Origin of the sequence: Desulfonatronum lacustre DSM 10312, from assembly GCF_000519265.1 — a bacterium.
Taxonomy (GTDB): Bacteria; Desulfobacterota; Desulfovibrionia; order Desulfovibrionales; family Desulfonatronaceae; genus Desulfonatronum; species Desulfonatronum lacustre.
This window is the reverse complement of record NZ_KI912608.1, coordinates 2,852,963-2,877,950: the sequence shown is the minus strand read 5'-3', so window position 1 is coordinate 2,877,950 and position 24,988 is coordinate 2,852,963. Positions and strand designations below refer to the sequence as shown.

Genomic DNA, 24,988 nt, shown 5'->3' with positions numbered 1-24,988 from the left:
AACGTCGGGCGAACGTCGAGGGGCATGACCAAATCAAGCCTCGTTTAGGTTGACCATGGACCCTGAAATGACGTTTCGGTAAAAGCGGCTCCCGATAAGGAATCGCCTCGACCAGAGATCGAATCCTTGAATGGAACAAAGAAGCCAATGCCATGAACAAAACAGCGCTGTCAATGGAATTTGCAAGGAAAGCCTTAGTTTATTGCAATAATTGCCGTATTTTGAAGGGTGTCGGCGATGGTTGCGCCACCAAGGAACCCCGCCGGCTTCCCGCTTCAGTTCATGGATGTCTCATGGACAAGCAGGAACGGCTATCCTATACTGGCATTTTAACATTAAACTTTCTTTTGATTCAAGGAGATTGCATGAGCTTCCGAAAAACGACAATCGCGTCTTGTCTTGGTGTTGGTTTGACTCTGGTCATCCTGGGCTGCGGCCAGCAACAGGCTTCTGCGCCCCAGACCGCTTCCGAACCCACCGCGGTGCGGAGCCTGGATACACAGGTCCAAAAGACCAGTTACGCCATTGGTCTGGATATCGGGACCAATATCGCCATGGGCGAGCTTGAGGTGGACGTGGACGCGCTGGCCCAGGGACTGCGCGACGGATTGGGTTTGGGCGGGGAACCGCTGATGACCCAGGAAGAGCAGCAGCAGGTGCTGATGACCTTGCAGCAGGAACTGATGCAAAAGCAGATGGAGATGGTTCAAAAGCAATCCGAGGAAAACATCGCCAAGGGCGAGGCTTTCATGGCCGAGTTCCGGGAGCGGGACGGGGTCCAGGCCACGGACAGCGGAATCCTGTACCAGGTAATCGCGGACGGCGAAGGAGAAACCCCGCTGGCCGAGGACATCGTCACGGTGCACTATACCGGTACTCTGGTGGACGGAACGGTGTTCGACAGTTCCGTGGACCGCGGCGAACCGGCCACCTTCCCCTTGCAGGGCGTGATTCCCGGCTGGACCGAAATCCTGCAGCTCATGCCCCAGGGCGCGAAATGGGAAGTGGTCATCCCCGCTGATCTGGCCTATGGCCCGCAACAAGCCGGACCAGTGATCGAGCCCAACTCCACCCTGGTCTTTGAGATCGAATTGCTGGACGTCATCCGGGCCGAAGCTTCCGAACAAGAGCAGGGCGCGGAGTAGACGCTCTCCTCGTGCTGAAAACGACAAAGCCCCCGCCATGCATGGCGGGGGCTTTGTTTCTGGAGCACGGGGCCTTGGAAAGAAGACCCTTGACATGGCGCGGGGAATTCTCAACAGTTCGTGCTGTGTGATTATCGAGCATTTTCCCTGGAGCCGTCCTGAGGGGAAGCGCCACCCCGCCGTTTGCCCAGGCCATTCGTCGGCGATCGTGACTCTTTCCCTCACCAAGCTCTTCAAGCGAGGTCAGCCATGGAAGTCAAAGAAGCCCTCCGTTCATTGATCAAGGAATGGATCGTTCCGGAACTGGAAAAAATTCATCTGGAAAACGCCGAACTCCGATCAAAAATGGATATGACCAATAAACGCCTGGACGACATGTTCCAGGTCTTGGTCGACCAGAGCCGGCGTATTGATGACACCAACAAACGCATCGACCAGGTCCGCACCGAATTGACCGGGCGTATCGACATGGTTCGCACCGATCTGACCGAACGTATAGACATGGTCCGCACCGATCTTACCGAACGTATCGACATGGTTCGCACCGAATTGACCGAACGTATCGACCAGGTCCGCACCGATCTGACGCTGCGCATGGACGAAACCAACAAGCGGATCGACGGTTTGCAACAAGTCATCGTCGGCAGAACGGAGCATGCGGTGTTGCGGCAGCAGGTGCAAACCCTGGAAATGCGCATGAATAAGTACGAATACCAACGGGCTGCGTAAGAAAACGAGATGGTCGTCTCCGTTGTTTCGGCCTATGGCCCGCAACAGGCCGGGTCGGTGATCGAACCCAACTCCACCTTGCGGAGCGTCTGAGTCGTCGAACCAGCCGGTCTGCATAGCCCGAATTTTGATAGTAAAATAAAGGGGCCGGGAGAATTCTCCCGGCCCCTTTATTGTTACTGCCTGGTTGTCGGTGCGTCTGGCGCACGCGGCCTTCGCGCCAGAAATGAGTTCCGAATGGCAACCAGTGACAGCAAACACCGCCATCGGCAAGAGGAGTCCGCAATGAGCAAGTATATCGGCGCCGTGGACCAGGGGACCACGTCATCCAGGTTCATCATTTTCAACAGGAATGGGGAAATCGTGGCCATGGATCAGAAGGAGCACGCCCAGATCTTCCCCAAACCGGGATGGGTGGAGCATGATCCCCTGGAGATCTGGACCAACACCCAGGACGTGATCGCCGGGGCGCTGCGCAAGGCCGGAATCCGGGGCAGGGACCTGGCTGGCCTGGGCATCACCAATCAACGCGAAACCGTGGTGGCCTGGGACCGACGAACCGGTGAGCCGTTTTACAACGCCATTGTCTGGCAGTGCACCAGGTCGCACGAGATCTGCAAGGAACTCTCCGCGGACGGCGGCGTGGACCGGTTTCGGAGCAGGACCGGTTTGCCCGTGGCCACGTATTTCAGCGGCCCGAAGATCAAGTGGATCCTGGACAACGTTCCCGAGGCCCGCGAGGCCGTGGATCGGGATCGGATCATGTTCGGAACCATGGAGACCTGGATCATCTGGTGGCTGACCGGGGGGCCCATGGGAGGGGCGCACGTCACCGACGTGACCAATGCCTCCCGGACCATGCTCATGGACCTGGCCACCCTGGAATGGGACGACGAAATCCTGTCCGTCCTGGGCATTCCCCGCCAGGGCCTGCCCCGGATCGTGCCCAGCAGCGCGGCCGAGTCCTGGGGGCCGACCATGGAAGACGGGCCGTTGGGGGACAGGGTGCCGGTCTGCGGGGCCCTGGGAGATCAGCAGGCCGCCCTGGTGGGGCAGGCCTGCTTTGAAGTGGGCGAGGCCAAGAACACCTACGGCACGGGGTGCTTCCTGCTGCTGAACACCGGACAGACCCCCGTGCCCTCCCAGCACGGCCTGGTGACGACCCTGGCCTACCAGATCGGCGCGGAGAAGCCGGTGTACTGCCTGGAAGGGTCCATTGCCGTGGCCGGGTCGCTGGTCCAGTGGTTCCGGGACAATCTGGGGTTGATCGAGCAGGCCCGGGATATCGAACGCCTGGCCAAGCACGCCGTGGACAACGGCGGGGTGTACATCGTCCCGGCCTTTTCCGGCCTGTTCGCGCCCTATTGGCGGCCCGACGCCCGGGGTGCGATCGTCGGCCTGACCCGCTACGTGAACAAGTATCACCTGGCCCGGGCCGTGCTCGAAGCCTGCGCCTACCAGACCAAGGACATCGTCCAGGCCATGAACAAGGATTCCGGGGTGGACCTGAAAAAGCTCAAGGTGGACGGCGGCATGGTCGCCAACGAGCAGCTCATGCAGTTCCAGGCCGACGTCCTGGACGTCCCGGTGATCAGGCCCATGGTCACGGAAACCACCTGCCTGGGCGCGGCCTACGCCGCCGGACTGGCCGTGGGCTACTGGCAGAGCAAGGAGGAGCTGTGCCGGAACTGGTCCGTGGACAAGGTCTGGGAGCCCGGGATGTCGGCGACGGACCGCGAGGCCGGGTATAAAGGCTGGTTGAAAGCCGTGGAACGGACGTATAATTGGGTGGAATGAGCCCGGGCAGGCCACGCCCCATTGCGCCGTGGTTTGACAGGACGCAGTGCCCCAGGTAGTGATCATTAGAATGATCTTGAATCAACTTTAAGGACAGTATAATGGTCACGCAAGGCACGCGACGGATTCCAAGGGCCTATTCGCTGTATAGTAAGGAAGCCGCGAGCCTCCTGGGGCGGCTGATCCGCCTGCACCGGATTGAACGCAGGATGCCGACCAAGGATTTGGCGGACCGGGCCGGGATCTCCCGGACCACGCTGCGCAAGATCGAATCCGGGGACATGAAGTGTGAAATTGGTCTCGTGTTCGAGGTCGCGGCTTTGGTCGGCGTCCCCCTGTTCGCGAACACGTCCCAATCGCCGCATGACCTGCGGGAGCACATCGAGGCCAGGATCGCGCTCTTGCCACAATCCGTGCGCCTGGGGTCAGGTGACGTCCATGACGATTTCTAGGCACGGCACGTTCACGGAAGCTTTTGTCTGGACCTGGCTTCCAGACGAGACGGAACCCGTGGTCGCCGGACGGCTCGGCGTCCAGGGCGAAACCCTGGTCTTCAATTACGGACGGAGCTACCTGGCTCGCGAAAATGCCATCTCTCTCTACGCCCCGGAACTGTCCCTGCAATCCGGTCGCTTGTCGCCGCGTCCGGGCATGCGCATGCCCGGCTGCATCCGTGACGCCTCACCGGACGCCTGGGGGCGAAAGGTCACTCTCGGGCGATTGTTCGGGATGTCCGGCACGACCACGGATACCGGACAGGCGGATGAACTGACCTATCTGCTGCATTCCGGCTCCGACCGAATCGGTGCGCTGGATTTTCAACATTCGGCCACGTTGTTTGAACCTCGATCCTCCGGAACGGTTTCCCTGGAGGAACTTCTGGAAGCTGCCGAACGCGTGGAAAAAGGCCTCGCCCTCACCCCGGACCTTGACCAGGCCCTGCACCACGGCACGTCCATCGGCGGAGCGCGTCCCAAGGCTCTGGTGGAAGATGCGGACGCAAAACGCATCGCCAAGTTCGCCTCTTCCACGGACCTCTACGCCGTGCTCAAGGCCGAGTTCATCGCCATGCGCCTGGCCCGTTTTTGCGGATTGGACGTCGCGGCGGTGCGCATGACCCGGGCCGCGAACAAGGACGTCCTGCTCATTGATCGCTTTGACCGGGACTTTGGCCCCGACGGCTGGCGGCGCAAAGCCATGGTCACGGCCCTGACCATGCTCGAACTGGATGAGATGATGGCCCGGTATGCCTCCTATGAGCAATTCGCCGAACTGATCCGACACCGTTTTACGAACGCCTCGGCAACCTTGCGCGAACTCTTCGGCCGACTGACCTTCAACATCCTGGTCGGCAATACCGACGACCACGCCCGCAACCATTCAGCCTTCTGGGATGGCCGGATGCTTACCCTCACCCCGGCCTACGACATCTGTCCTCAAGGCCGGACGGTCCAGGAAGCTTCCCAAGCCATGCTCATCCAGGGCAACCAACGGCTGAGCAAGCTCTCCCTCTGTCTGGATGCCGCGCACCTTTTTCTGCTGTCCGAGGCCAGTGCCTGTAATCTGATCGGAGGGCAGATCAAAGCCATCGGCAGCCATTGGCGGACTGTGTGCGACGAGGCGGGCTGCGGCGTGATGGATGAAAAAATGATGTGGGGCCGCCAGTTCCTGAACCCTTTTGCCTTCGAAGACCTACGCGGATCGCGCTCCTGGATCCGCGAGCTTGCCGAAGACGTCCGCAACACTCCGCACGGGCAGGGCTGACGCAAACTTGCCCCAGCCAACTTGGGTTGAACGCATGGGAACCGGTATCCGCGACATGATTCGGCGATGCGGGAAGGCAGGGCTTCCGGAACCTGAAATCAGAATTGACGGTGGTTTTTTCGTGTTGACGATTCGGCGAAAAAAGTCTGAGTCAGGGAAGTCGAGACCCAAGTCAGCGGGCGAGCCACGGCATCAGTCATCTTCCAATCGGCGGCAGCCAAGCAAAAGATCTGAACCCATGAAGGAATGTGAACCATGAGAAATATTTTGATGATGTCCTTGGTTTTATTCGCGCTCAGTCAGACCCAGGTTTTCGGGCGATCGGTTTACGATCCTTCCGCGGAAGAAGCCTCTATGAGCTTGGAAGGGACGACAGCGACCTTTGTCGGCAGTATTACCGACCTGAATGTGGCCAAATTTTTGGATTCGGTCGAAGGGCGCGTGGTGGAGACGCTGGTCATCGCTTCCGGGGGCGGCGAAATCAATGCGGGCATGCGGCTGGGAGAGTGGGTCTTCGACAATCAGGCGGATGTCGTGGTCGAGAAGATGTGTATGTCGTCCTGCGCCAATTACGTCTTCACGGCAGGGCGGCGCAAAATCATCCGCGCGAACGCCATTGTGGGGTGGCATGGCAATGCGTTGCAGAAGGAAGGAATGTCCGAAGCGGATGTGCGGGCAGAGATAATCCAAGCCTACGATCAACTTGATGAACAGGCGAAAAACAAATTTGACCTGGAAGCTCTGCTCGCGCAAACCATCCAACAGACGCGCGAATACATGGAGAACAGCAAGGCCAATCAAGCTCGTTTTTTTGAAAAAATCGGCGTCGACGAGTACATCTGCCGAGTGGGGAACGAGGAGTACGGTGTCTGGAGTTTTTTTCTGCTTTCCGTTGAAGACATGGCAAAGTTTGGCGTGCGGGATGTGCTGGCTCCGGATGATTACGAGCTTATGGATCTGGAACCGTATCGGCGCCTGGGGAAAAGTGTTGAATTTGTCCGGCTGACAAATTCAGAAGAAAGAAGCCGGACGATCAGGTGACGGATGGGATGTCGGTAGTCGGAAGGCAGAAGTTGATGTGGCGAAGCCACAGCCCGTAGGGCCGGACACAGGAAGTGTCCGGATAACTTTTGGCGCTTTCCATCGGGTTTTTTGAACAGCCTGCGGAATCGGGCCTTTTCATTACACTGACCCCGCCTGACGCGTCTGGCGTCAATGTACACACTAATGATCACAGTGCTTGCAAAAGCAGCCGCTCTGGGCTACGGCACAAGCCAATATTGGTAACATTCGGGAATCTAATTAGTTAATTCGTAGAATAGCAGACTGGATAACGCGCTCCCCGTCTGCATGACGACAGACTTCGCGGTATGATTGGTTCGGGGCGACATGGAAAACAAGTCATTCCCACGAGGGCGGGAATCCAGTTCGAATTTGGCTAAACCCAGGATGCGCTGAAACCCGCGCCCTCGAGCAGGCGGTAAAAAAACTTGCCAGATTTTCCGCAGGTTTCATTTGAGTTGAACGAGAGGAGGTTGCTGCCTTGCAATCACAATCTGTGATAACTCCAGAAAATAACTGGGTTGGAGGCCAAACAACTGGCCTTTACCGAGCATAGACGACGATATCTACCACATCCATATCCGCCTACTTCCGAAAGGGATCAAGGAACCTGAATGCATTGTGTCAACCATTTGATAATTAAAAATTTCCGTGCCTGCCGTGAAGTCTCATTACCGCTTGAAGGCTATACCCCTTTGGTAGGCCAGAACAACACTGGAAAATCAACGATTCTGCAAGCTATTGGGTGGGTTCTGAAGCCAACTGCGCTCTCAAAGCAGGATTATTATGATCCAAGTCAGCCAGTGGAAGTCATCGCGTGTGTTGACGGTATCACGGACGAGGTTCTGAGTCGCATTTCCGAACAAAGGCACCGAACTGCCATAGAGCCCTATTGTCGTGGTGGCCGATTGTGGATTCGGGCAACAGCAGAGGGCACGTCCGCGAAGGGACTCAAAAAGGAAGTTTGGGATATTGAGCAATGTGTGGATCGTAACTACCCTGACCGTTGGCGAAACTACCCCACAGGGCTCCCGCAGGCGGTTTCCGTTCTCTTGCCTGAACCGCTGATAGTTCAAGCAATGCACGATATAGGCGAAGACCTTGGAAAGGCCAAGGCGGGCACGACGATCAAGAACCTGCTTGACGAAATCATGGAGCCATTACTTGAAGCACACGCCGAGCTTAATGGAGCACTGGATACGATCCGCAGCATCCTGACAGCGAACGGGGACCAACGATCCGATCACTTGCAACAATTCGATACCGACGCCACTGATGCGCTTGCTCACTTTTTTCCTGGCTTAGCCCTTGAGCTGGATCTGCAGATGGTGGACGTTAAGGAGTTTTTCAAGGCGGGAGACCTGCATGTGACCGACAAGTTGACAGGTGACCGGCGGCGTTTTGATCAGATGGGTACCGGTGCGCAGCGAGCGATTCAAATGGCGTTGATCCGCTACCTGGCTGAAACGCGAAAGGAAGATAATGGCAGCCCTTCACGTCGGTTGCTGTTGATAGACGAGCCAGAGCTTTATCTGCATCCGCAAGGGGTGCGGCGCTTGCGGCAGGCACTGGCGCATCTTTCCAGTGCTGGTTTTCAAGTAGTGTTCTCCACACATTCGCCGTTAATGCTCAGCCGCGACAATGCAGCCTACACCGTGATTGTTGGCAAGACCGCCGGGGAGGGCGTAACAGTCCGGAAGCCCTTGCGGCAAGCAGTAGAAGAGGCCATCGAAAGTGCCGAGAGCCAGTCACGCACCTTGTTTGAACTTAGCAATCTGGCCGAGATCTACTTTGCCGACCGGGTTGTGCTCTGCGAGGGTAAGACTGACCGCCGCTTGCTGCCGCTGGCCTACGAGCAGCTAAACGGGCTGCCACCGGAGCTAGATCATATCGCATTTGTCTCGATGGGGTCTTGCGCCGATATACCCAAGGCGTTGTTGGTGCTGGCGGCCATGGGGATTCGAGCCTGCGCTGTGGCAGACCTGGATTTTGCATATACCAATGCGCGACGAAGCGGGCTGCTGGAGTGCGACGGGTCAGACATTCAGGCCGCAACACAAGTACTTGCCCGCTTGCAACCTGAGCATGGATTTAGGCTCAACGGTAACGGGCTACCACAAACTGACAAGCAGGCAGGGTGGCTGGCTGCCGATGTCTGGGCCTGCTTTGCGGCGGACGACGAGGGTGGCGCGATCGCCCAAAGCAGTCATGAGGCACTGAAGGCGACACGGGTGTGGGTTTGGCCGCAAGGCTGTATCGAGCAGATCACCAATACGGACGACAAGGGCGAAGACGCCATTATTGAACAGGAACAGCGGCTGCGCGCCATGAGTGCGGCCGAGATTGAAGAACAGATGCCCGCCCTCAAGGCGTGCTTTGACTGGATCAGGAGTCTTTAAGGGTGCCGTTCTTGAATTGTAGGTAGTGTCAGACAAGTCCCTGCCAGCCAATGGAGCAAAAGAGTGCAGCAAAATTCGAGTGACGGTAAGCTTCGACACATCGAATGGAATGCTGGTTTGCTCGATAATTCCATTGGCATGATTGATTCACCTATTGACCTCAATGCATGCCTAAATGCACACGGACTCTATAATTTTTTTCAGTGCGTGTTGCGCCTATCCTCTGTAATCCACCACAAAATCGCCGCAATGCCTAAAGGGATCGTAGGTGGCGGGATCGACTTCGACAATATACAGGCGTATTCGACCTACGTTCATGAAACGATCCACTGGTGGCAACATGTTGGGTCAACAACAGGCTTGATGCTAAGCCTCAGCTATCCAGCCCAGGCGCACCTGAACTACGATAATCTCAAAGAACTTACGAGGCGTATTGGGCCAAAGAAATCAATCCTTCGTTTGGTTGAGGGGGCAAATGCTCCGGGGGGAGATCCAGAAACGCCTGTCGGAATGGCGAACGTCATTGTTAACAACCAATTAGACATTGAATTTTTTAGGCTCATCACCAAGAATCCACGATTAATTCGGCAAATTGTCGAACACCCGCTCTTTGATTGCGTTGGTCACTCGTGTGAAATCGCTTATGGAAATGTCATCCTTGTCCTCGCTTCCACACTCGACCCAACCTTATGCGTATTCCCTGATCCCAGAGGGTGGGAGAAGGAATTTGCCACAATGCGAGCTCGGAAGGAGAAGGGATACTACTGGGGGTCTGATGTGGCAATTACGCAAATCGGAGCTGATGAGATATTTGAAGGGCAGGCCCGGTTTGCGCAATTGCAGTTTCTATATTTCGCTTCGGGTGGAAAGTTCACCTGGGATGATGTACGCTCCAAAAGGATGATCAAGGGAATCTACGGGGATGCATTCGAATCTTTTCTACAATTAACCGAGCTTGACTGGCCGCGAAACATTGATCATCCCGTTGTCGCTCTCTTCTTATTGGTCTGTGACATCGCGCTGAATCCGGGTGCAGGATTTCCGATGCCTCTGCAGGTCTTCACAACGTTCATAAAAGATATTGATCCGGGTTTTCGTTTTTTTTCGCTCTGCCGCACAATCGCGCGGCGTCCAGATCTCGCACGCACAATTCAGCGATATTCAAAGGCTGAATACATCGAGGTGAGCGAGACGCTCTCTAGTATGCTTTTAATCGACTCACCACACACTGTAGCTGCAACAGTAACTCGATGGATAGGCGCCAGCCAAGCTCTTGAGTCTCTAGCTGCCGAGTATGCAAATTTTGATTACTCCACAATCAATCTACCCGTACACTTCCTATTTTCACATTTTTTAGAGTTTAACAAAGACAAGCTTTCGAGACCAGAATTTTTCTGTTGGCCGGGTGTGTGGATGACCGAGGAGCGAGTATCCCTTGAAACTGGTAGGTTATTTGAGCGCCACTCAGCACCGTTTATCGACAAAGCAGACGACGGGGGAATTTATCCACGTCTAATTTCTGGCAAGAGCCAGACACTGATCCAAGCGACATTTGAGAATTTCTATGCCACTAATGTCAGCTACGACATGACACGACAATGGATCACAAGAACTGGGCCTTTTGAATATGATTATCGCTGGCTTACATCGTCAGGAACACAGGCTGATATGAAGAACTATGCAGACCGTCATTTTGAACAGATTTACGGAGTGCATCCAGGGATGTTCGAGATCCTGTGATGTGGCTGCCAAAGGCAGCAAAAAGGGTCAAGCTAAAAATTTCTCTAATTCCCGGTTTGAGAAATCCGGCTATGAAGTGTTGCTCGCAGCCGGCGTTTTACTCTCTCGCTTGGGTCGAGTTTGGTGCGACAACCAGACATCCTTTTTGAAGCATCATGCTGTAATTTCGGCTCTGCTGAATGATAATAACGAAAAAGCCGCAACAGACGACTCAGAGCCGCCCTTCCAAACCAATCTCATTCCAACACAATGGTCAGCCCTTGGGTTCCTTTGAAAAAGCAACTTCAGCCGCTGTTCTGCAGCATTGGGGAACTTGTTGGTGTAATATCTACATTCAGCTCTTACCGCGTTCATGAGCGCGGGGAGAATCTCGAAAGCGTTAGAATGCCGGTTGAAATGTACCGCTACTTGACGGAATGGTTTGCTTAAGAAATAAAGCCCGTGGATTGATATCATATTCGGCATCCACATTGACCTTGGCACGCCAACCTCAACAAGTTATTTAATCCCACAACCATGCTCACTTTGCACTGGCTGCCACGCGAAGGAATGCAGGAGGGACATCAATAAATGATTAATATTGGAAAGAAATGATATCCGTACTCACATCATCTATAATCGCATTTTTTACAGCTATAATCGTTGCTATCTTAGGCCATTTTTTTACAGCTGCAAGAGAAAGGAAAAATGAGTTAGCAGAAACACGGTTGAAAGCATATATTGATTTTATCAATGCGACAACAAGGTTGGCTGCATCAAGGAGACTCGGTGTAGAAACAAATGAATTAGAAGGCCTTGCAGTTCTAAATGACGCTAAAGCTAGAATATGCATATGCGGCGATAAGGACGTTGTAGAAGAATTAACAAGATTTTGGGAGCAAGGAGGAACACTTGAAAAAGAGAGCGAGCTACAATCTTTCAAGAGGCTGTGCTTCAAAATCAGAAAAAGTCTTGGATGTGACTGGAAAGAAATCGCTCCATTTGAGATATCAAAAACCTTATTCAAGTTAGAGCCGTCAAATTTTTCATTCAAAAATAAGCAATGAATCAGGGATCATGATTCGCAACGACGCTTTTTTTCTATTGATGCTCAAAACCCGCTGACTGCATTCCGTTTGTTGCAATTAAAGGCTTTTTCATGGATCAGCATCTCAGGCAACTGATCGACACCATGCAGCGGACGATCGGGCTGGATGTTTCCTGTTTCGACCACTCCTTTCTGGAGAAAACCCTTTCTTCCAGATTGGAGGTCGCGGGACTGAATCCGGACGCCTATTGTCGCCGACTGGAGCTGGACGTGGTTGAGGCGCAAGCCTTGTGCGCGGCCCTGCGGATCACGTACAGCGAATTTTTTCGCAACCCTTTGACCTTCGCCTTGCTTGAGCAGGTTGTCCTGCCGGGTCTTCTGGATCGGGCCGGAAAACGCGGGCGCGGGGAGATCCGGATCTGGTCCTGCGCCTGCGCCGCCGGTCAGGAGGTTTACTCCCTGGCCATCCTTCTGGACGAGCTGACCGCGGATCAAAAAGACGTCGCGCATTTTCGCATTTTCGCCACGGACATCGACGAGACGGAGCTGGCCGCGGCCCGGGCCGGCAGCTATGATCTCGCCGCGGTACGCAACGTGCCGCTGAAGTACATCCATGCCTGTTTCTTTCAGCATGGCCGGCGCTACAGCCTTGCCTCCAGGATCAGGGAGCGGGTTGATTTTTCCGTGTACGACCTGCTCGCCCAGGACTCGGTCTGCCCGCCCATGAGCATCTACGGGGACTTTGATCTGGTCTTCGTCGGCAACCTGCTCTACTACTACAACCCTGCAATCCGCGCTCGGATACTGGACAAGCTCCACGGCTGCCTGAAGCCCGGCGGCTACCTGGTCACGGGCGAAGCGGAACGGTCCCTGGTGGAGCAGTACGGAGCCTTTCAAACAACCCTCACGCCCGCGCCCGTGTTCCGAAAAAAATAACAAAAAGGCCGCCCATGCGTTTTGAAGACATGAAAATCAGCAGGCAACTGCGCCTCGGCCTGGGACTCATCCTGCTTCTGGTGGTCGGACTGGCCGCCCTGGCCTGGGTCCATTCCGACCTGCTCTGGCGGCAGACCGAAGGCCTGTACGACCATCCCTTGACCGTCCGCCGGGCCTTGAGCGAACTGAAGGTGGACATTCTGGTTATTCACTGGGCCGCGGAAGAGCAGCACGAAGCGCGAACCGCGGCGGATGAACTGCGTCTCGCCCGCCTCATCCAGAACCATGAAGCCAGCGTCGAGAGGCAGTTCGCCATTCTCTACGAGCGTTATCTCGGGCCGCGTGCGGATATCGACCGCCTGGAGCAGGTCTACAGGGAATGCAAGACCAACCGGGAAGAAGTCCGGCGCCTGATCTTGGGCAACAGGTCGGCCCAGGCCCGGGCGATTGACATCCATACATCCACGGGGCTGGGCAGCGATCATCTGAATGAAATGATGGGGCACGTCCAGGTGATCGACGATTTCGCCAGCTTGAAAGCCGAGGCTTTTTACCAGGATGCGCGAAGCCTGCACAATTCGCTGAACGGCCAACTGGCCTTCGCTATTGCCGCGATCATCCTCGGCTCCATGGCCGTGGCCTGGTTCCTGCTGCGTGGAATCAGGGAGCCGCTGAAGACGCTCGTGGCCGCGACGGATCGCTTTCATCAGGGAGACATGAACGCCCGCAGCGACTACCGCTCCGCCAACGAAATGGGCGCCTTGTCCGCCTCCTTCAACGTCATGGCCGCCGGGATCCAGACCCAGATGCAGATCCACGCCAAGGCGGCCCTGCTCTCCGAGACCATGCTCCGGGAAAATGAAGTCCGCTCCTTTTGTCGCGAACTGCTCAAGGTCCTGCTCGAACAGACCGGGTCCCAGGCGGGCGCGATCTATTTTCTGAACGAGGCCAAGACCGCCTACGAGCACTCGGTTTCCATCGGCCTGGGCGAAAAAGCCCGCGCCGCCTTCTCCGCCGCGGATCTGGAGGGCGAACTGGGCGCGGCCCTGGCCACCCGCCGCATCCAGCGCATCACGGACATTCCCGACGACACCCGTTTCGCCTTCATCGCCGTGAGCGGGGAACTCTCCCCCCGGGAAATCCTGACCATCCCCGTGGGGTCGGATCACCAGGTCATGGCCATGATCTCCCTGTCCTCCATCCATGGGTACGACGACGCGACCATGCGTCTGGTACAGGACGTCTGGAGCGTGCTCACCGCGCGCATGGAGGGGGTCCTGGCCTTTCGCGAGGCGCGGACCCTGGCTGATAGGCTGGCGCACTGGAACCGCGAGCTGGAGGCCCAGAAAAAGGAGCTGGGCGTGCAGGCCGACGAGCTGACCGAGCAGAACATCGAACTGGACATGCAGAAACGGCAGCTGGAACAGGCCAACCGGCTGAAGAACACCTTCCTGGCCAACATGAGCCACGAGCTGCGCACCCCGCTGAATTCGGTGATCGCCCTGGCCGGCGTGCTTGAACGCAGGTTGCAAGGAGCCGTGCCCGAGGAGGAATACGATTACCTGGGTGTGATCAAACGGAACGGCAGACACCTGCTGGCCCTGATCAACGACATTCTGGACCTCGCGCGGATCGAGGCCGGCAAGGAGGACGTCGCCATTGAACGCTTCCCGCTCAAGGACCTGGTGGACCAGGTCGTGGAAGTGCTTGAACCCCAGGCGAGGGAAAAGGGCATCGCCCTGGTCGTGCGCATGGGCCGAAACCTGCCCCCCCTGGCCAGCGACTTCTCCAAGTGTCGGCACATTCTCCAGAACATCGCGGCCAATGCGGTCAAGTTCACGGAACAAGGGCAGGTGGAGATTGCCGCCGAACAGGACGGGGAGGCAATGGTCATCACCGTGACGGACACGGGCATCGGCATCCCCGAGGATCGCCTGTCCGTGATCTTCGATGAATTCCGGCAGGCCGACGAAAGCACCTCCAAAAATTACGGCGGCACCGGCCTCGGGCTGTCCATCGCCAGGCGCTACGCCGAAATGCTGGGAGGAGACATTGCCGTGCGCAGCGTTCCCGGTCAGGGTACGACCTTCACCGTGACCCTGCCCCTGATCCTTTCCGCGGACAAGATCGGCACGGGAGGACGAGAACCGGCGGACCTTTTCCGCACCCGATCCCGCACCCGAGGACGAGGACTTCTGTCTGAGGAGGACGGCCGAGGGAAGTCCATACTCCTGGTGGAAGACAGCGAACCGGCGGTTATCCAGCTTCGGGACATGCTCGAAGAGCAGGGATACGATATCCGGACGGCCCGCAACGGCAAGGAAGCTCTGGATGAAATCAACAGAGCCGTACCCGACGCGGTGATCCTGGACCTGATGATGCCGGGAGTGGACGGTTTTGCCGTGCTCCGCGCCATCCGCGGACAGGATCGGACCAGGCTTCTGCCCGTGCTGATTCTTACGGCCAAGCACGTCACCCGGGAAGAACTGCATTTTCTTACCGGCAACAACATCCATCAGTTGATCCGCAAGGGCGACATCAACAGGAAACACCTCCTGGCCGCCGTGGCGAACATGGTCGCGCCCACGACCGGCGCGCTGACGACCGGTGCCGTCAGGCAAGACCAGGAACACCCTTAGCAGTCCGTTGAACCATTCAGGAGATCTTGCGTGGAAAATGCTGAAAAATTGACGCTGCTGGCTGTTGACGACCACCAGGACAACCTGATCACGCTGCGGGCCGTGGTCCGGGACGCATTCCCGGACAGCGTGCTGCTCACCGCCCTGGACGGTCGGCAAGGCATTGAGCTGGCCCGCTCCCGGGATCCGGACGTGATCCTTCTGGATATCGTGATGCCTGGGATGGACGGCTTCGAGGTCTGCCGTCGGCTGAAGGACGACGAACACACCCGGGACATCCCCGTGGTCTTTCTGACCGCCCTGAAGACCGGCCGGGAAAGCCGCATCAAGGCCTTGCGCGTCGGTGCGGAGGGCTTCCTGCCCAAGCCCATCGACGAGGTGGAACTGAGCGCCCAGATCAGGGCCATGGCCAAGATCAAGGCGGCCAACAACGCCAAGCGCCGGGACCAGGAGCGACTGGCCGCGCTGGTGCTGGAACGCACCCAGGAACTGGAACAGGAACTGGCCCGCCGCGGCCTGGTCGAGCAGGCCTTGCGCCGGGCCAAGGAGCAGGCCGAGACGGCCAACCAGGCCAAGTCCGAATTCCTGGCCAACATGAGCCACGAAATCCGCACTCCGCTGAACGGCATCATGGGCATGATGCAGCTTCTGCAGACCACGGACCTGACCGGCGAGCAGCAGCGCTTTGTGGAACTGTCGATGAATTCAGCCCACCGCCTGACCCGCCTGCTCTCGGACATCCTGGACCTTTCCCGCATGGAGTCGGGAAAAATGGAAATCAATAAGGTCAACTTCGACATCCAGGAAACCTGCGACGCCGTGACCGATCTTTTCGCCCTCACGGCCCGAGAGAGAGGACTGGCCCTGCAATGCGTCATCGACCCGGCCCTGCCCAGGCTGCTCAACACGGATGAGGTACGGCTGCGTCAGATTCTTTTCAATCTCGTGGGCAACGCTCTGAAGTACACGGACCAGGGCAAGGTCAAAATGACCCTTGCTCTGGCCTATCCCGCGTCCGGAAACGTCGTGCCCCTGCTCCTGACCGTGGAAGACACGGGCATCGGCATCCCTCAGGACCGACTGAAAGCCATCTTCGACCCCTTTGTCCAGGCCGAAGGGTCCTACACCCGAAAATATCAGGGCGCCGGACTCGGCCTGGCCATCGTTCGCAGGCTGGTGGACCTGCTGGACGGAACGACCGCCATTGAAAGCACCGTGGGCCAGGGGACCACCGTGCGGGTCATCCTGCCCGTGGGGCTGGCGGACCCGGAGGAGGAGAGTCCGCGCTCCGCAGTCCGTAAAGCGCCGCGTCCCGAATCAGGCCTGAACATCCTGCTGGCCGAGGACGACCCCTCCAATCAGATCCCCATGCAACGGCTACTGGAAAAAGATGGACACACGGTCACCCTGGCGGAGAATGGCCGACAGGTCCTGGACCTGTTGATGAAGCCCCACTGCTTTGACTGCATCTTGATGGACGTGCAGATGCCGGTCATGGACGGGGTGCAGGCGACACGAGAGATCAGATCAGAAAAGAATGCCGCAATCCCCATCATCGCCGTGACAGCCTACGCCATGACCGGGGATCGGGAGAAGTTCCTGGAAGCGGGCATGGACGACTACCTGGCCAAGCCCTTGCGCAGGGAGGATCTGCAGATGGTGCTGGAGCGCTGTACGCCCAGTCAGTCATGAAGGGCATGACGCACCGCCAGCCCCTTCAAATCCCCCCCAAGATACGTCCGCTCGTTTTCGCCGAGCATGCCCAGGGAGAGGCAGATCAGGGTCCAGAGGTGGACGGTGTGCCAGTTGTGGCCGAAGTGGTCGGCCAGGTCGTGGATCTGGGAGTGGCAGTTGTGGCAGGGGGCGATGCAGTAGGTGGCTCCGGTGGCCAGGATCTGATCCCGCTTGCGGAGTCCGTAGGCCCTGCGGGCTTCGGGAAAGCCTGCCTGGAGCGCGCCGCCTCCGCCTCCGCAGCAATAATTGTTGGACTTGCAGGGATACATTTCCACGAAGTTTTCGGGGCCGACCACGCTTTTGACCACGAAGCGCAGATCGTTGGCGATGTCGTCGCCCAGGGATTTGCGGACCAATTGACACGGGTCCTGCACGGTGAACTTGATCCCCAGGTCGCGGTTCCAGTCGCTGGTCACGGGCAGCTTGCCCTCCCGGATCCAGCGAGCGTACCAGGTGATGATGCTTTCCAGGCGAAAGTTCGGGGTGATGCCGAATTTTTGCAGCCCGACCCGGACCGCGTAGAATTCGTGGCCTCACTCCGTGTTCAGCCAGACCTTGGCTCCCAGATCCTCCACGGCCTTGACCTTCTCCCGGACAATCCGCTCCCAGGCTGCGTCATCCGCCGCGAACATGCAGTAGTTTTCCGCGGCCCAGCCCAAAGAACCGTACGTCCAGTCCGCGCCGACATGGTCCAGGATTTTCCAGAGCGGGACCATTTCATCCGGCTCGGTCATGGGTTCCCGGGAATTCTGATTCAGGAAGAAAAAGGAATCCGGCTTGTTCATGGGGGCCCGCAACAGTTCAAAGCCTTTTTGAACCGCATGGACCTCTTCCAGGACATCATCGACGACGAACTCGAAATCTTCGGGGCTGGCTCCCATGGCTGAGCCGGTTTTCGTGCGCAGGGACTGGTCGCAGGAGGCGACCACGCCTTTGGGCCGTTGCTCCCGGGGCCAGCAGGTCCGGGCGTGGTAGATCAGGCTGGGGATGTCGATGTTCATTGGGCAGACGTGCTGGCAGCGTTTGCACAGGGTGCACATCCAGACCCAGGGAGTCTTGAGCAGTTCTCCGCCCAGACCCAGGGCGGCCATGCGGACGAATTTGCGGGGATCCATATCCGCCAGGCCGGATGCCGGGCATCCGGAGGAGCACAGGCCGCAGCTCAGACACATGGTGTAGTTGCCGTCCCGGGGAAGGAGGTCGTGGGCCCGGCGTCGAAAGACGGAGGAGGTGATCTCGGGCGAGGGGTCCGGATTCATGGTTCACCGTTCACGGTTAAAGAATTGCGTTGTATCTCGACGGAAGAACGTCATTCCGCCGGGCGTCTCCAGCCCGCAAATTTAGCCCAGGCCTTTTCCTGAAGCAATGGTTGTGCATATTCCCCGGCTCGGATACACACGGCTCATTTCAACACCAACACCTCAACATCACGATAATCAGAGCCATGCAACAGATGCAAACGGATGTACTGATCATCGGCGCGGGCGCCGTGGGCACGGGGATTGCCCGGGATCTGGCCTTGCGGGGAGTTTCTTCCGTGGTCGTCGAACGCGGGGATATCAATTCCGGGGCCTCCGGGGGCAATCACGGGTTGCTGCACAGCGGGGGGCGGTACGTGGCCGGGGACGTTCATTCCGCTCGGGAGTGTCGGGAAGAGAACGAGCTGTTGAAACGTCTGGCCCCTCAATGCATCGAGGAATGTGGAGGACTTTACGTGGCCGTGGCCGGGGACGACGAGCAATACATCGCGGATTTTCCAGGATGGTGCCAGGCTGCGGGGATTCAGGCGCAAAGCGTCGCTTTGGCCGATGCCCGGAGCATGGAGCCCGCTCTGAGCGAAAACCTCATCGCCGCCTACACCCTGCCCGACGCCTCTCTGGACCCGTTCCGCCTTTCCCTGGAAAACCTGGCCCATGCCAAGGCCCTGGCCGGGAGCACCCTGCTGACCCGGACCGCGGTTCACGGCTTTGAACTGGATCGCGGCCGGATTGTCCGGGTGCGCTTGAAGGATATGACCCAAGGAGAAACCCGGACCGTCGTCGTCTCCCAGGTGATCAACGCCGCCGGGGCCTGGGCCGGGCGCGTGGCCGGTCTCGCGGGAGCAGTGATCCCTCTGCTTTGCTCCCAGGGGACCCTGCTGGTGACCCATGACCGCCTGGCCGAACGGGTCGTGCATCGCCTCAGGCCTCCCGGAGACGGCGACATTCTCGTTCCCGGAGGCACGGTTTCCATCCTGGGCACCACCAGCGTGACCATCGCCGACCCCGACCTGGCCAGGCCCACGGTCCGGGAGGCGGACGTCAACGTGGTCCACGGCGCGGAAATGGTCCCGGCTTTGGCCGGTGTCAGGTATATCCGGGCCTATTGCGGTGTGCGCCCTCTTCTTGCCGCGGGTTCTTCGGATTCGGGCCAGGATGGGCGAGCCGTGAGCCGGGGTTTCCTGCTCTTTGACCATGAACGTGACGGACTGACCAATTTTTGCTCCGTGGTTGGCGGCAAGCTGACCACCTTTCGACTGATGGCCGAGCAGACCGTCGATCTGGTTTGCCGTCGTCTGGGCAATGCCGCACCATGCCGGACACGAGAGGTGTCGCTGCCTTCCATTGACCGCTGCGCCTGGACCGAACCGGGACGCTCCGCCAAAGTCTGGGTCATGGGCCATGCCACGGACGACGAGATCCTTTGCGAGTGCGAAATGGTTTCGGCCAGCGCGGTGGACGACCTTTTGGACGATTGCCGGGGCAACTTTCCCGACCCTGAACTCCAGCCCCTGGGCAAGCGCAGCCGGGTGGGCAAGGGAGCCTGTCAGGGTGCGTTTTGCGGTTTGCGCGTGGCCTCGCATTTGTACGACACCGGAGCACTGTCCTCACGGCGCGGGCTTGAAACCGTGCGCGATTTTTTTCAGGAGCGCTTCAAAGGGCAACGTCCGATTCTCTGGGGGGCGCAGCTGGTGCAGTCGGAATTGGCCGAAGCCCTGCATTGCGGTTTGCTGGGCCTGGAATTCCCAGCGCCAGAGGCCCTGGAGGACCCGGAGGCTGAATTGTCACATGAATGACATGATGCACTGCGATCTTGCCATTATTGGAACGGGCATCGGGGGGATGGCCGCCGCTCTTTTCGCCGCCAACCGGGGACTGTCCGTGGTCCAGGCCGGAAGCACCGGAGCTGTTGCCTATACCAGCGGCGTCTTCGACGTCCTCGGAGCCTTGCCCTCGGAGACGGCGGACGGACGACCCACTGTGGTCCGTCGGCCCTTTGCCGCGCTGAACGATCTGTTGCGGATCGAGCCCGGCCATCCCTATGCGGGGCTGCATCCCGAGGAGATTCGGGCCGCCTTTGCGGAAACGCTGGCATTTCTCGCGGACATCGGTTTGCCGTATCAAACGGGTGGAGAGAAAAATTTCAGCCTGCCGACCCCCGCCGGCACGATCAAGCACTCCTGGTGCGTTCCGGAAACAGCCCTGGCCGGCTGTCTGGCCCTGGAGAGCAAGCAGCCTGCCTTGATCGTCGCCCTGCATGGCTTGAAGGGCTTTTCGTCCAGGCAGATCGCCGCGAACCTCGCCGAAGTCTGGCCGGGGCTTCAGGCCGTGTCCGTCTCCATGCCCGGCCACACGGGGGGCGAGCTGTATCCGGAGCAGGCGGCCCGGATGCTGGAGACGGCTTCGGCACGCAAAGCCCTGGCCGAAGTGGTGGCGCCGCACGTCCACGGCGTGAAAGCCGTGGGGTTTCCGGCAGTACTGGGCATGCACCGACCCGGAGATGTGACCCGTGACCTGGCCGAACGGTTGGCCGTTCCGGTGTTCGAAATCCCGACCATGCCCCCGGGAGTGCCCGGAATCCGGCTGAAGGAAGCCTTTGAGAGCGCCTTGCCGGAGCGCGGGGTGGCCCTGTTTTGCCAGCAAAAAATGTCCGGCATCGTGCCGGGACCGGACGACCCGTTTGTCCTGCGGATCACCGGGCAGCCCGTGGAGCGCCAGGTACGCGCCGCCAAGGTGTTGCTCTGCTCGGGCCGGTTTCTGGGAGGCGGGCTTGCGGCCCGCCGGGACCGCGGCATCGTGGAAACCGTCTTCGACCTCGCGGTCCGGCAGCCGGAGAGCCGTTCCGGATGGCACCATCCGGATTATTTTGATCCACGCGGCCACCCGGTGCACAGGACGGGCCTGGTCGTTGACCGGATGTTTCGTCCTTTGGCCGAGGACGGGCGTCCGGTCCATTCTGGTCTGTATGCCGCCGGTTCGATCCTGGCGCATCAGGACTGGATTCGGATGAAGTGCGGCGCCGGAGTGGCCATTGCCACGGCCTACAAGGCCGTGGAAGCCCTGCGGCGGAGCCGGTGAAAAAAATGATGACCTGAGCCTGAATTCCGGTTAGAGGGGGACGGTCATCAACGAGAGTAACTACTTGGCACGGAGTAATGCTGTTGTCGGGGTCGGAATCGGGATCGGGATCGAAAACGCCGGGATGCGTTCTCATTTTTTCCTGCTTCGATACCGACTCCGATACCGACCCCGACACCGATTGTCGGAGCAAGAGCGGACATAGTAGTTGACGACAACCCCCCAACAAGGAGTGAACATGATGCGAAAGTTGTTCGGCTTTTTGGCGATGGTCCTGATTCTGGCCCTGGCCCAGCCCGGTTTTGCCCAGGTCTGCGAGCACCGCGGCAATCTGGACGAACGGTTCTGCGACAACGACAAGGACCTGGTCGCTGATTTGTTGCCCGCCGGGCAGTGCAAGGACCCCTCCACCCTGGTCTTCACCTACACCCCGGTGGAAGATCCCGCGGTGTACCAGGACGTGTTCGCCGACTTCATGAGCTACCTGGAGAAGGCCACCGGCAAGAAGGTCATTTACTATACCGTGCATTCCAACGCGGCCCAGGTGGAAGCCATGCGTTCCGGTCGGCTGCACGTGGCCGGTTTTTCCACCGGCCCGACCGTCTTTGCCGTGAATCTGGCCGGCTACGTGCCCATCGCGGTCAAGGGCGGCCCCGAGGGATTTCAGGGCTACAATCTGGTCATGCTGGTCAAAAAGGACAGCCCCATCCAGACCATGGAAGACCTGAAAGGCAAGACCGTGGCGCACACTTCGGCCTCCTCCAACTCCGGCAACCTGGCGCCCCGGGTGCTGTTCCCGGAATTGGGCCTCACCCCGGAAGAAGACTATAAGGTCGTCTACTCCGGCAAGCACGACCAGTCCGTGCTTGGCGTGGCCCATGGCGACTATGAGGCCGCTCCGGTGGCTTCCGACGTCTACGAACGGATGCTCCGCGCCGGTCGGGTGCAGGAAGGCGAACTGCGGGCCATCTACACCAGCGAGCGCTTCCCCACCTCCTCCTTCGGCTATTCCAGCGAACTCTGTCCGGAACTGGTTCAGAAGATCGTCGGCGCCTTTCACACGTACCGCTATACCGACAAGATGAAGGAAGCCTTTGACGGCGCGGACCGGTTCTATCCCGTGACCTACAAGGTGGACTGGGGCATCATTCGCACGATCAACGAGGCTCTGGGCGAGGAGCTGAAGTAGGGACGGTTCTCGAAATTGCAGGGGCGGTTCGCGAACCGCCCCTACTCAAACCCATCAACTCTTGCCGCCGGGAGGCGTTGGCGGAATGCCCGCCAACGCCTCCCGGCGCAAATTCGCGCAGGGGACAATGTGACGGAGCAACCCACGAAAGGAAGCGGGGGCAAGGCCCCAGCTTCCTTGATTGTTTCCAACCTGGTCAAGGCATACGTTCCGGGCAAGCCGGTCCTGAACGACGTTTCGTTCTCGGTCGGCGGGCAAACCACGGTGGCCATCATCGGGCCGTCCGGCACCGGGAAGTCCACGTTGTTGCGGTGCATCAACCGCCTGATTGATCCCACCGGAGGGACCATCAGCGTGGCCGGCCTCGAGCTGTCCAGGCTGTCCGGCAGGGCCCTGCGCGAGGCGCGCCGCCATATCGGGATGGTTTTTCAGGAGTTCAATCTGGTTGAACGACTGACGGTGATTGAAAACGTGCTGTGCGGCCGGTTGGGCTTCGTGCCGGTCTGGAGGGCCTTTTTGCGCAAGTTCGAGCAGGCCGACATCGACCGGGCCTTTGAGCTGATCGACAAGGTCGGGTTGACGGACTTCGCCACCACCCGGGCCGACGCCCTCTCCGGAGGCCAGCGCCAACGGGTGGGCATTGCCCGGGCTGTGATGCAGAACCCGGCCCTGCTCATGGCCGACGAACCCACGTCGTCCCTGGACCCGAAGACCTCCGTGGAAATCATGGAACTGCTCAACGACTTTTCCAGTTCCCAGGGCATTCCGGTGCTGATCAACATCCATGACGTGAACCTGGCCAAACGCTTCGCGGACCGGGTCATCGGCATGTCCCAGGGGGCGATCATTTTCGACGGGCCGCCCAAGGAACTGAGCGACACCCATCTGCAACAAATTTACGGCGGCGAGGGCTGGCTGACATGAGCGCGGCCGCGGTCCGAAGACCCTTCAAGGCCAACTGGGGCGCGCGCATCGGCTGGGTCCTGCTGGCCCTGTACTGCGTTTACGCCACGTGGTCCCTGGATTTCAGTTGGGCTCGCTTCGTGTCCGGGTTGGACAACGGGGCGAGGTTTCTGGGGGCCATGTTTCCTCCGGAGTTCACGCGGTGGCGCATGCTGGTGGACAACCTGATCGAGACCTTGGAAATCGCCGTGATCGCCTCGGCCTTCGGCGTGGCCTTTTCCCTGCCCATCGGCCTGGTCGCGGCCCGGAACCTGATGCCGACCTGGGCCACCTGGCCGGCGCGCACGTTGATCGCCATCTGCCGCTCCTTCCATCCGGTGATTTTCGCCATCCTTTTCGTCAAGGCCGTGGGATTCGGGCCCTTGGCGGGCATCATCACCCTGGTCTTCGCTTCCATCGGCTTCATCGGCAAGCTGTTCGCCGAGGCCATTGAGGAGATCTCCCTGAAGCCCGTGGAAGCCTGCCGGGCCGCGGGAGCGCCCTTCATGAGCGTGATCTTCATGGCCGTTCTGCCCCAGGTCCTGAACCGGTTCATCGGGTTTGCCACCTACCAGTTCGACGCGAACCTGCGCAATTCGACCATGGTCGGGATCGTGGGCGCGGGCGGCATCGGCGGAACCCTGTTCGCGGCGTTCCAGCGCTTTGACTACGATTTCCTGGCGGCCATTCTGCTTTCCATCATCGCCCTGGTCATGCTCGGCGAGTATCTGGCCTCCATTGTCAAGGCGGTGTTCAATGACTAGCCGCAAATGGGAGCGCTTCACCCCCTTGCAGCGTCTGGCCCGGTTCAGCGTCTTTCTGGCGGCCGGGATCGCCCTGGCCGTGTCCCTGCGCACGGTGCACGTCGTGCCGGAGTTTCTGTACGACGCCCCGACGCAGATGGCGGACATGTTCTCCCGGATGTGGCCGCCGGATACGGGGTATTACTGGACCGGCGTGCACAGCTCCCTGGTGGAGACCATGCACATCGCCGGGATGGGTACCATTCTGGCCCTGATCCTGGCCCTGCCCGTGGCGCTGATGGCGGCCAGGAACATCACGCCTGTCCCGGCCCTGAACTGGCTGGCCAAGCTGATCCTGGTCTCCTCCCGTTCGGTGAACACCCTGGTCTGGGCCATTTTGTTCGTGGCGGTCTTCGGTCCCGGGGCCCTGGCCGGAACCATCGCCATTGGTTTCCGGTCCATCGGCTTTTGCGGGAAGCTTTTGGGCGAGGCCCTGGAAGAGTGCAACCCCGGCCCCATCGAGGCGCTCAAGGCCGCGGGCGCGCCCTGGACGAGCATCATTCTCAAGGGCTACTGGCCCCAGGTGGCCCCGGCCTTCTGGGGCATCAGCCTGTTTCGCTGGGACATCAACGTCCGCGAATCCGCGGTTATCGGCCTGGTGGGCGCGGGCGGCATCGGCATGGCCCTGGACACGGCCATCAACCTGTTCCGATGGAACCAGGTGGCCTTGATCCTCTTGTGCATCTTCGCCATCGTGATCGTCGCGGAAATCGTAGTGACCAAGATTCGCCAGCGCATTATTTAA

The 24,988-nt window shown here is 59.0% G+C and carries 21 protein-coding genes; 20 read left to right on the top strand and 1 reads right to left on the bottom strand.

All coding sequences use genetic code 11. The features are described from left to right. Window positions 1-365: 365 nt before the first annotated feature. From bamJ to DESLA_RS23560, 14 genes are all read left to right on the top strand, one after another. Window positions 366-1,145 (top strand): BamJ family beta-barrel-assembly machinery protein, encoded by a 780-nt coding sequence (gene bamJ / locus DESLA_RS0113565; RefSeq protein WP_035261842.1) that lies wholly within the window; start codon window positions 366-368, stop codon window positions 1,143-1,145. A gap of 249 nt (window positions 1,146-1,394) precedes the next feature. Continuing rightward, window positions 1,395-1,874 (top strand): hypothetical protein, encoded by a 480-nt coding sequence (locus tag DESLA_RS20535; RefSeq protein ID WP_051434687.1) that lies wholly within the window; start codon window positions 1,395-1,397, stop codon window positions 1,872-1,874. A gap of 285 nt (window positions 1,875-2,159) precedes the next feature. After that, on the top strand, window positions 2,160-3,671 hold the full coding sequence (gene glpK, locus DESLA_RS0113555) for a glycerol kinase GlpK (RefSeq protein ID WP_028572878.1): 1,512 nt from the start codon (window positions 2,160-2,162) through the stop codon (window positions 3,669-3,671). Window positions 3,672-3,772: 101 nt separating this feature from the next. After that, window positions 3,773-4,123, top strand: coding sequence for a helix-turn-helix transcriptional regulator (locus DESLA_RS0113550; protein ID WP_051434686.1), 351 nt, complete (start codon window positions 3,773-3,775; stop codon window positions 4,121-4,123). Next, window positions 4,110-5,435 (top strand): type II toxin-antitoxin system HipA family toxin, encoded by a 1,326-nt coding sequence (locus DESLA_RS0113545; protein WP_028572876.1) that lies wholly within the window; start codon window positions 4,110-4,112, stop codon window positions 5,433-5,435. Before DESLA_RS0113550 ends, DESLA_RS0113545 begins: the two co-directional genes overlap by 14 nt. Beyond that, window positions 5,350-5,694, top strand: a complete 345-nt coding sequence (locus DESLA_RS23715; protein ID WP_353740158.1) for an ATP-binding protein — start codon at window positions 5,350-5,352, stop codon at window positions 5,692-5,694. The genes DESLA_RS0113545 and DESLA_RS23715 overlap by 86 nt, the downstream gene beginning before the upstream one ends. Further along, window positions 5,691-6,476, top strand: a complete 786-nt coding sequence (locus DESLA_RS21885) for a hypothetical protein (protein WP_028572875.1) — start codon at window positions 5,691-5,693, stop codon at window positions 6,474-6,476. Before DESLA_RS23715 ends, DESLA_RS21885 begins: the two co-directional genes overlap by 4 nt. A 635-nt stretch (window positions 6,477-7,111) precedes the next feature. Further along, the gene (locus tag DESLA_RS0113535; RefSeq protein ID WP_028572874.1) at window positions 7,112-8,896 is read left to right on the top strand and encodes an ATP-dependent nuclease; all 1,785 of its coding nucleotides are present in this window, start codon (window positions 7,112-7,114) and stop codon (window positions 8,894-8,896) included. Window positions 8,897-8,959: 63 nt separating this feature from the next. Continuing rightward, window positions 8,960-10,636 carry a hypothetical protein gene (locus DESLA_RS0113530; protein WP_028572873.1) on the top strand — a complete coding sequence of 559 codons (1,677 nt, stop codon included), beginning with the start codon at window positions 8,960-8,962 and terminating at the stop codon, window positions 10,634-10,636. A gap of 1 nt (window position 10,637) precedes the next feature. After that, entirely contained in the window at window positions 10,638-10,910 is a 273-nt protein-coding gene (locus tag DESLA_RS22985; RefSeq protein ID WP_156932968.1) for a hypothetical protein, read from the top strand. 316 nt (window positions 10,911-11,226) lie between these two features. After that, entirely contained in the window at window positions 11,227-11,682 is a 456-nt protein-coding gene (locus tag DESLA_RS22980) for a hypothetical protein (RefSeq protein ID WP_156932967.1), read from the top strand. Window positions 11,683-11,774: 92 nt separating this feature from the next. Then, window positions 11,775-12,599 (top strand): CheR family methyltransferase, encoded by an 825-nt coding sequence (locus DESLA_RS0113525; protein WP_028572872.1) that lies wholly within the window; start codon window positions 11,775-11,777, stop codon window positions 12,597-12,599. A gap of 14 nt (window positions 12,600-12,613) precedes the next feature. Then, window positions 12,614-15,238: an ATP-binding protein gene (locus DESLA_RS0113520; protein WP_028572871.1), complete on the top strand. Its 2,625-nt coding sequence runs from the start codon at window positions 12,614-12,616 to the stop codon at window positions 15,236-15,238. A gap of 30 nt (window positions 15,239-15,268) precedes the next feature. Further along, window positions 15,269-16,930, top strand: coding sequence for a response regulator (locus DESLA_RS23560; RefSeq protein ID WP_051434685.1), 1,662 nt, complete (start codon window positions 15,269-15,271; stop codon window positions 16,928-16,930). On the opposite strand, the gene DESLA_RS22515 is transcribed toward DESLA_RS23560, so the two are convergent. Further along, window positions 16,921-18,231 carry a (Fe-S)-binding protein gene (locus DESLA_RS22515; protein WP_084032075.1) on the bottom strand — a complete coding sequence of 437 codons (1,311 nt, stop codon included), beginning with the start codon at window positions 18,229-18,231 and terminating at the stop codon, window positions 16,921-16,923. The genes DESLA_RS23560 and DESLA_RS22515 overlap by 10 nt on opposite strands. Before the next feature lie 185 nt (window positions 18,232-18,416). Here DESLA_RS22515 and glpA point away from each other — a divergent pair, with 185 nt between their 5' ends. From glpA to phnE (DESLA_RS0113475), 6 genes are all read left to right on the top strand, one after another. Further along, window positions 18,417-20,027, top strand: a complete 1,611-nt coding sequence (gene glpA / locus DESLA_RS0113500) for an anaerobic glycerol-3-phosphate dehydrogenase subunit A (protein WP_028572868.1) — start codon at window positions 18,417-18,419, stop codon at window positions 20,025-20,027. Continuing rightward, on the top strand, window positions 20,020-21,309 hold the full coding sequence (glpB, locus tag DESLA_RS0113495; protein ID WP_028572867.1) for a glycerol-3-phosphate dehydrogenase subunit GlpB: 1,290 nt from the start codon (window positions 20,020-20,022) through the stop codon (window positions 21,307-21,309). Before glpA ends, glpB begins: the two co-directional genes overlap by 8 nt. Before the next feature lie 238 nt (window positions 21,310-21,547). Beyond that, a complete protein-coding gene (phnD, locus tag DESLA_RS20520) occupies window positions 21,548-22,498 on the top strand; it encodes a phosphate/phosphite/phosphonate ABC transporter substrate-binding protein (RefSeq protein WP_084032074.1) in 951 nt (316 codons plus the stop codon). Window positions 22,499-22,627: 129 nt separating this feature from the next. Continuing rightward, on the top strand, window positions 22,628-23,422 hold the full coding sequence (phnC, locus tag DESLA_RS0113485; RefSeq protein ID WP_028572866.1) for a phosphonate ABC transporter ATP-binding protein: 795 nt from the start codon (window positions 22,628-22,630) through the stop codon (window positions 23,420-23,422). Next, window positions 23,419-24,204, top strand: a complete 786-nt coding sequence (gene phnE / locus DESLA_RS0113480) for a phosphonate ABC transporter, permease protein PhnE (protein WP_028572865.1) — start codon at window positions 23,419-23,421, stop codon at window positions 24,202-24,204. Before phnC ends, phnE (DESLA_RS0113480) begins: the two co-directional genes overlap by 4 nt. After that, window positions 24,197-24,988: a phosphonate ABC transporter, permease protein PhnE gene (gene phnE, locus DESLA_RS0113475; RefSeq protein ID WP_028572864.1), complete on the top strand. Its 792-nt coding sequence runs from the start codon at window positions 24,197-24,199 to the stop codon at window positions 24,986-24,988. The genes phnE (DESLA_RS0113480) and phnE (DESLA_RS0113475) overlap by 8 nt, the downstream gene beginning before the upstream one ends.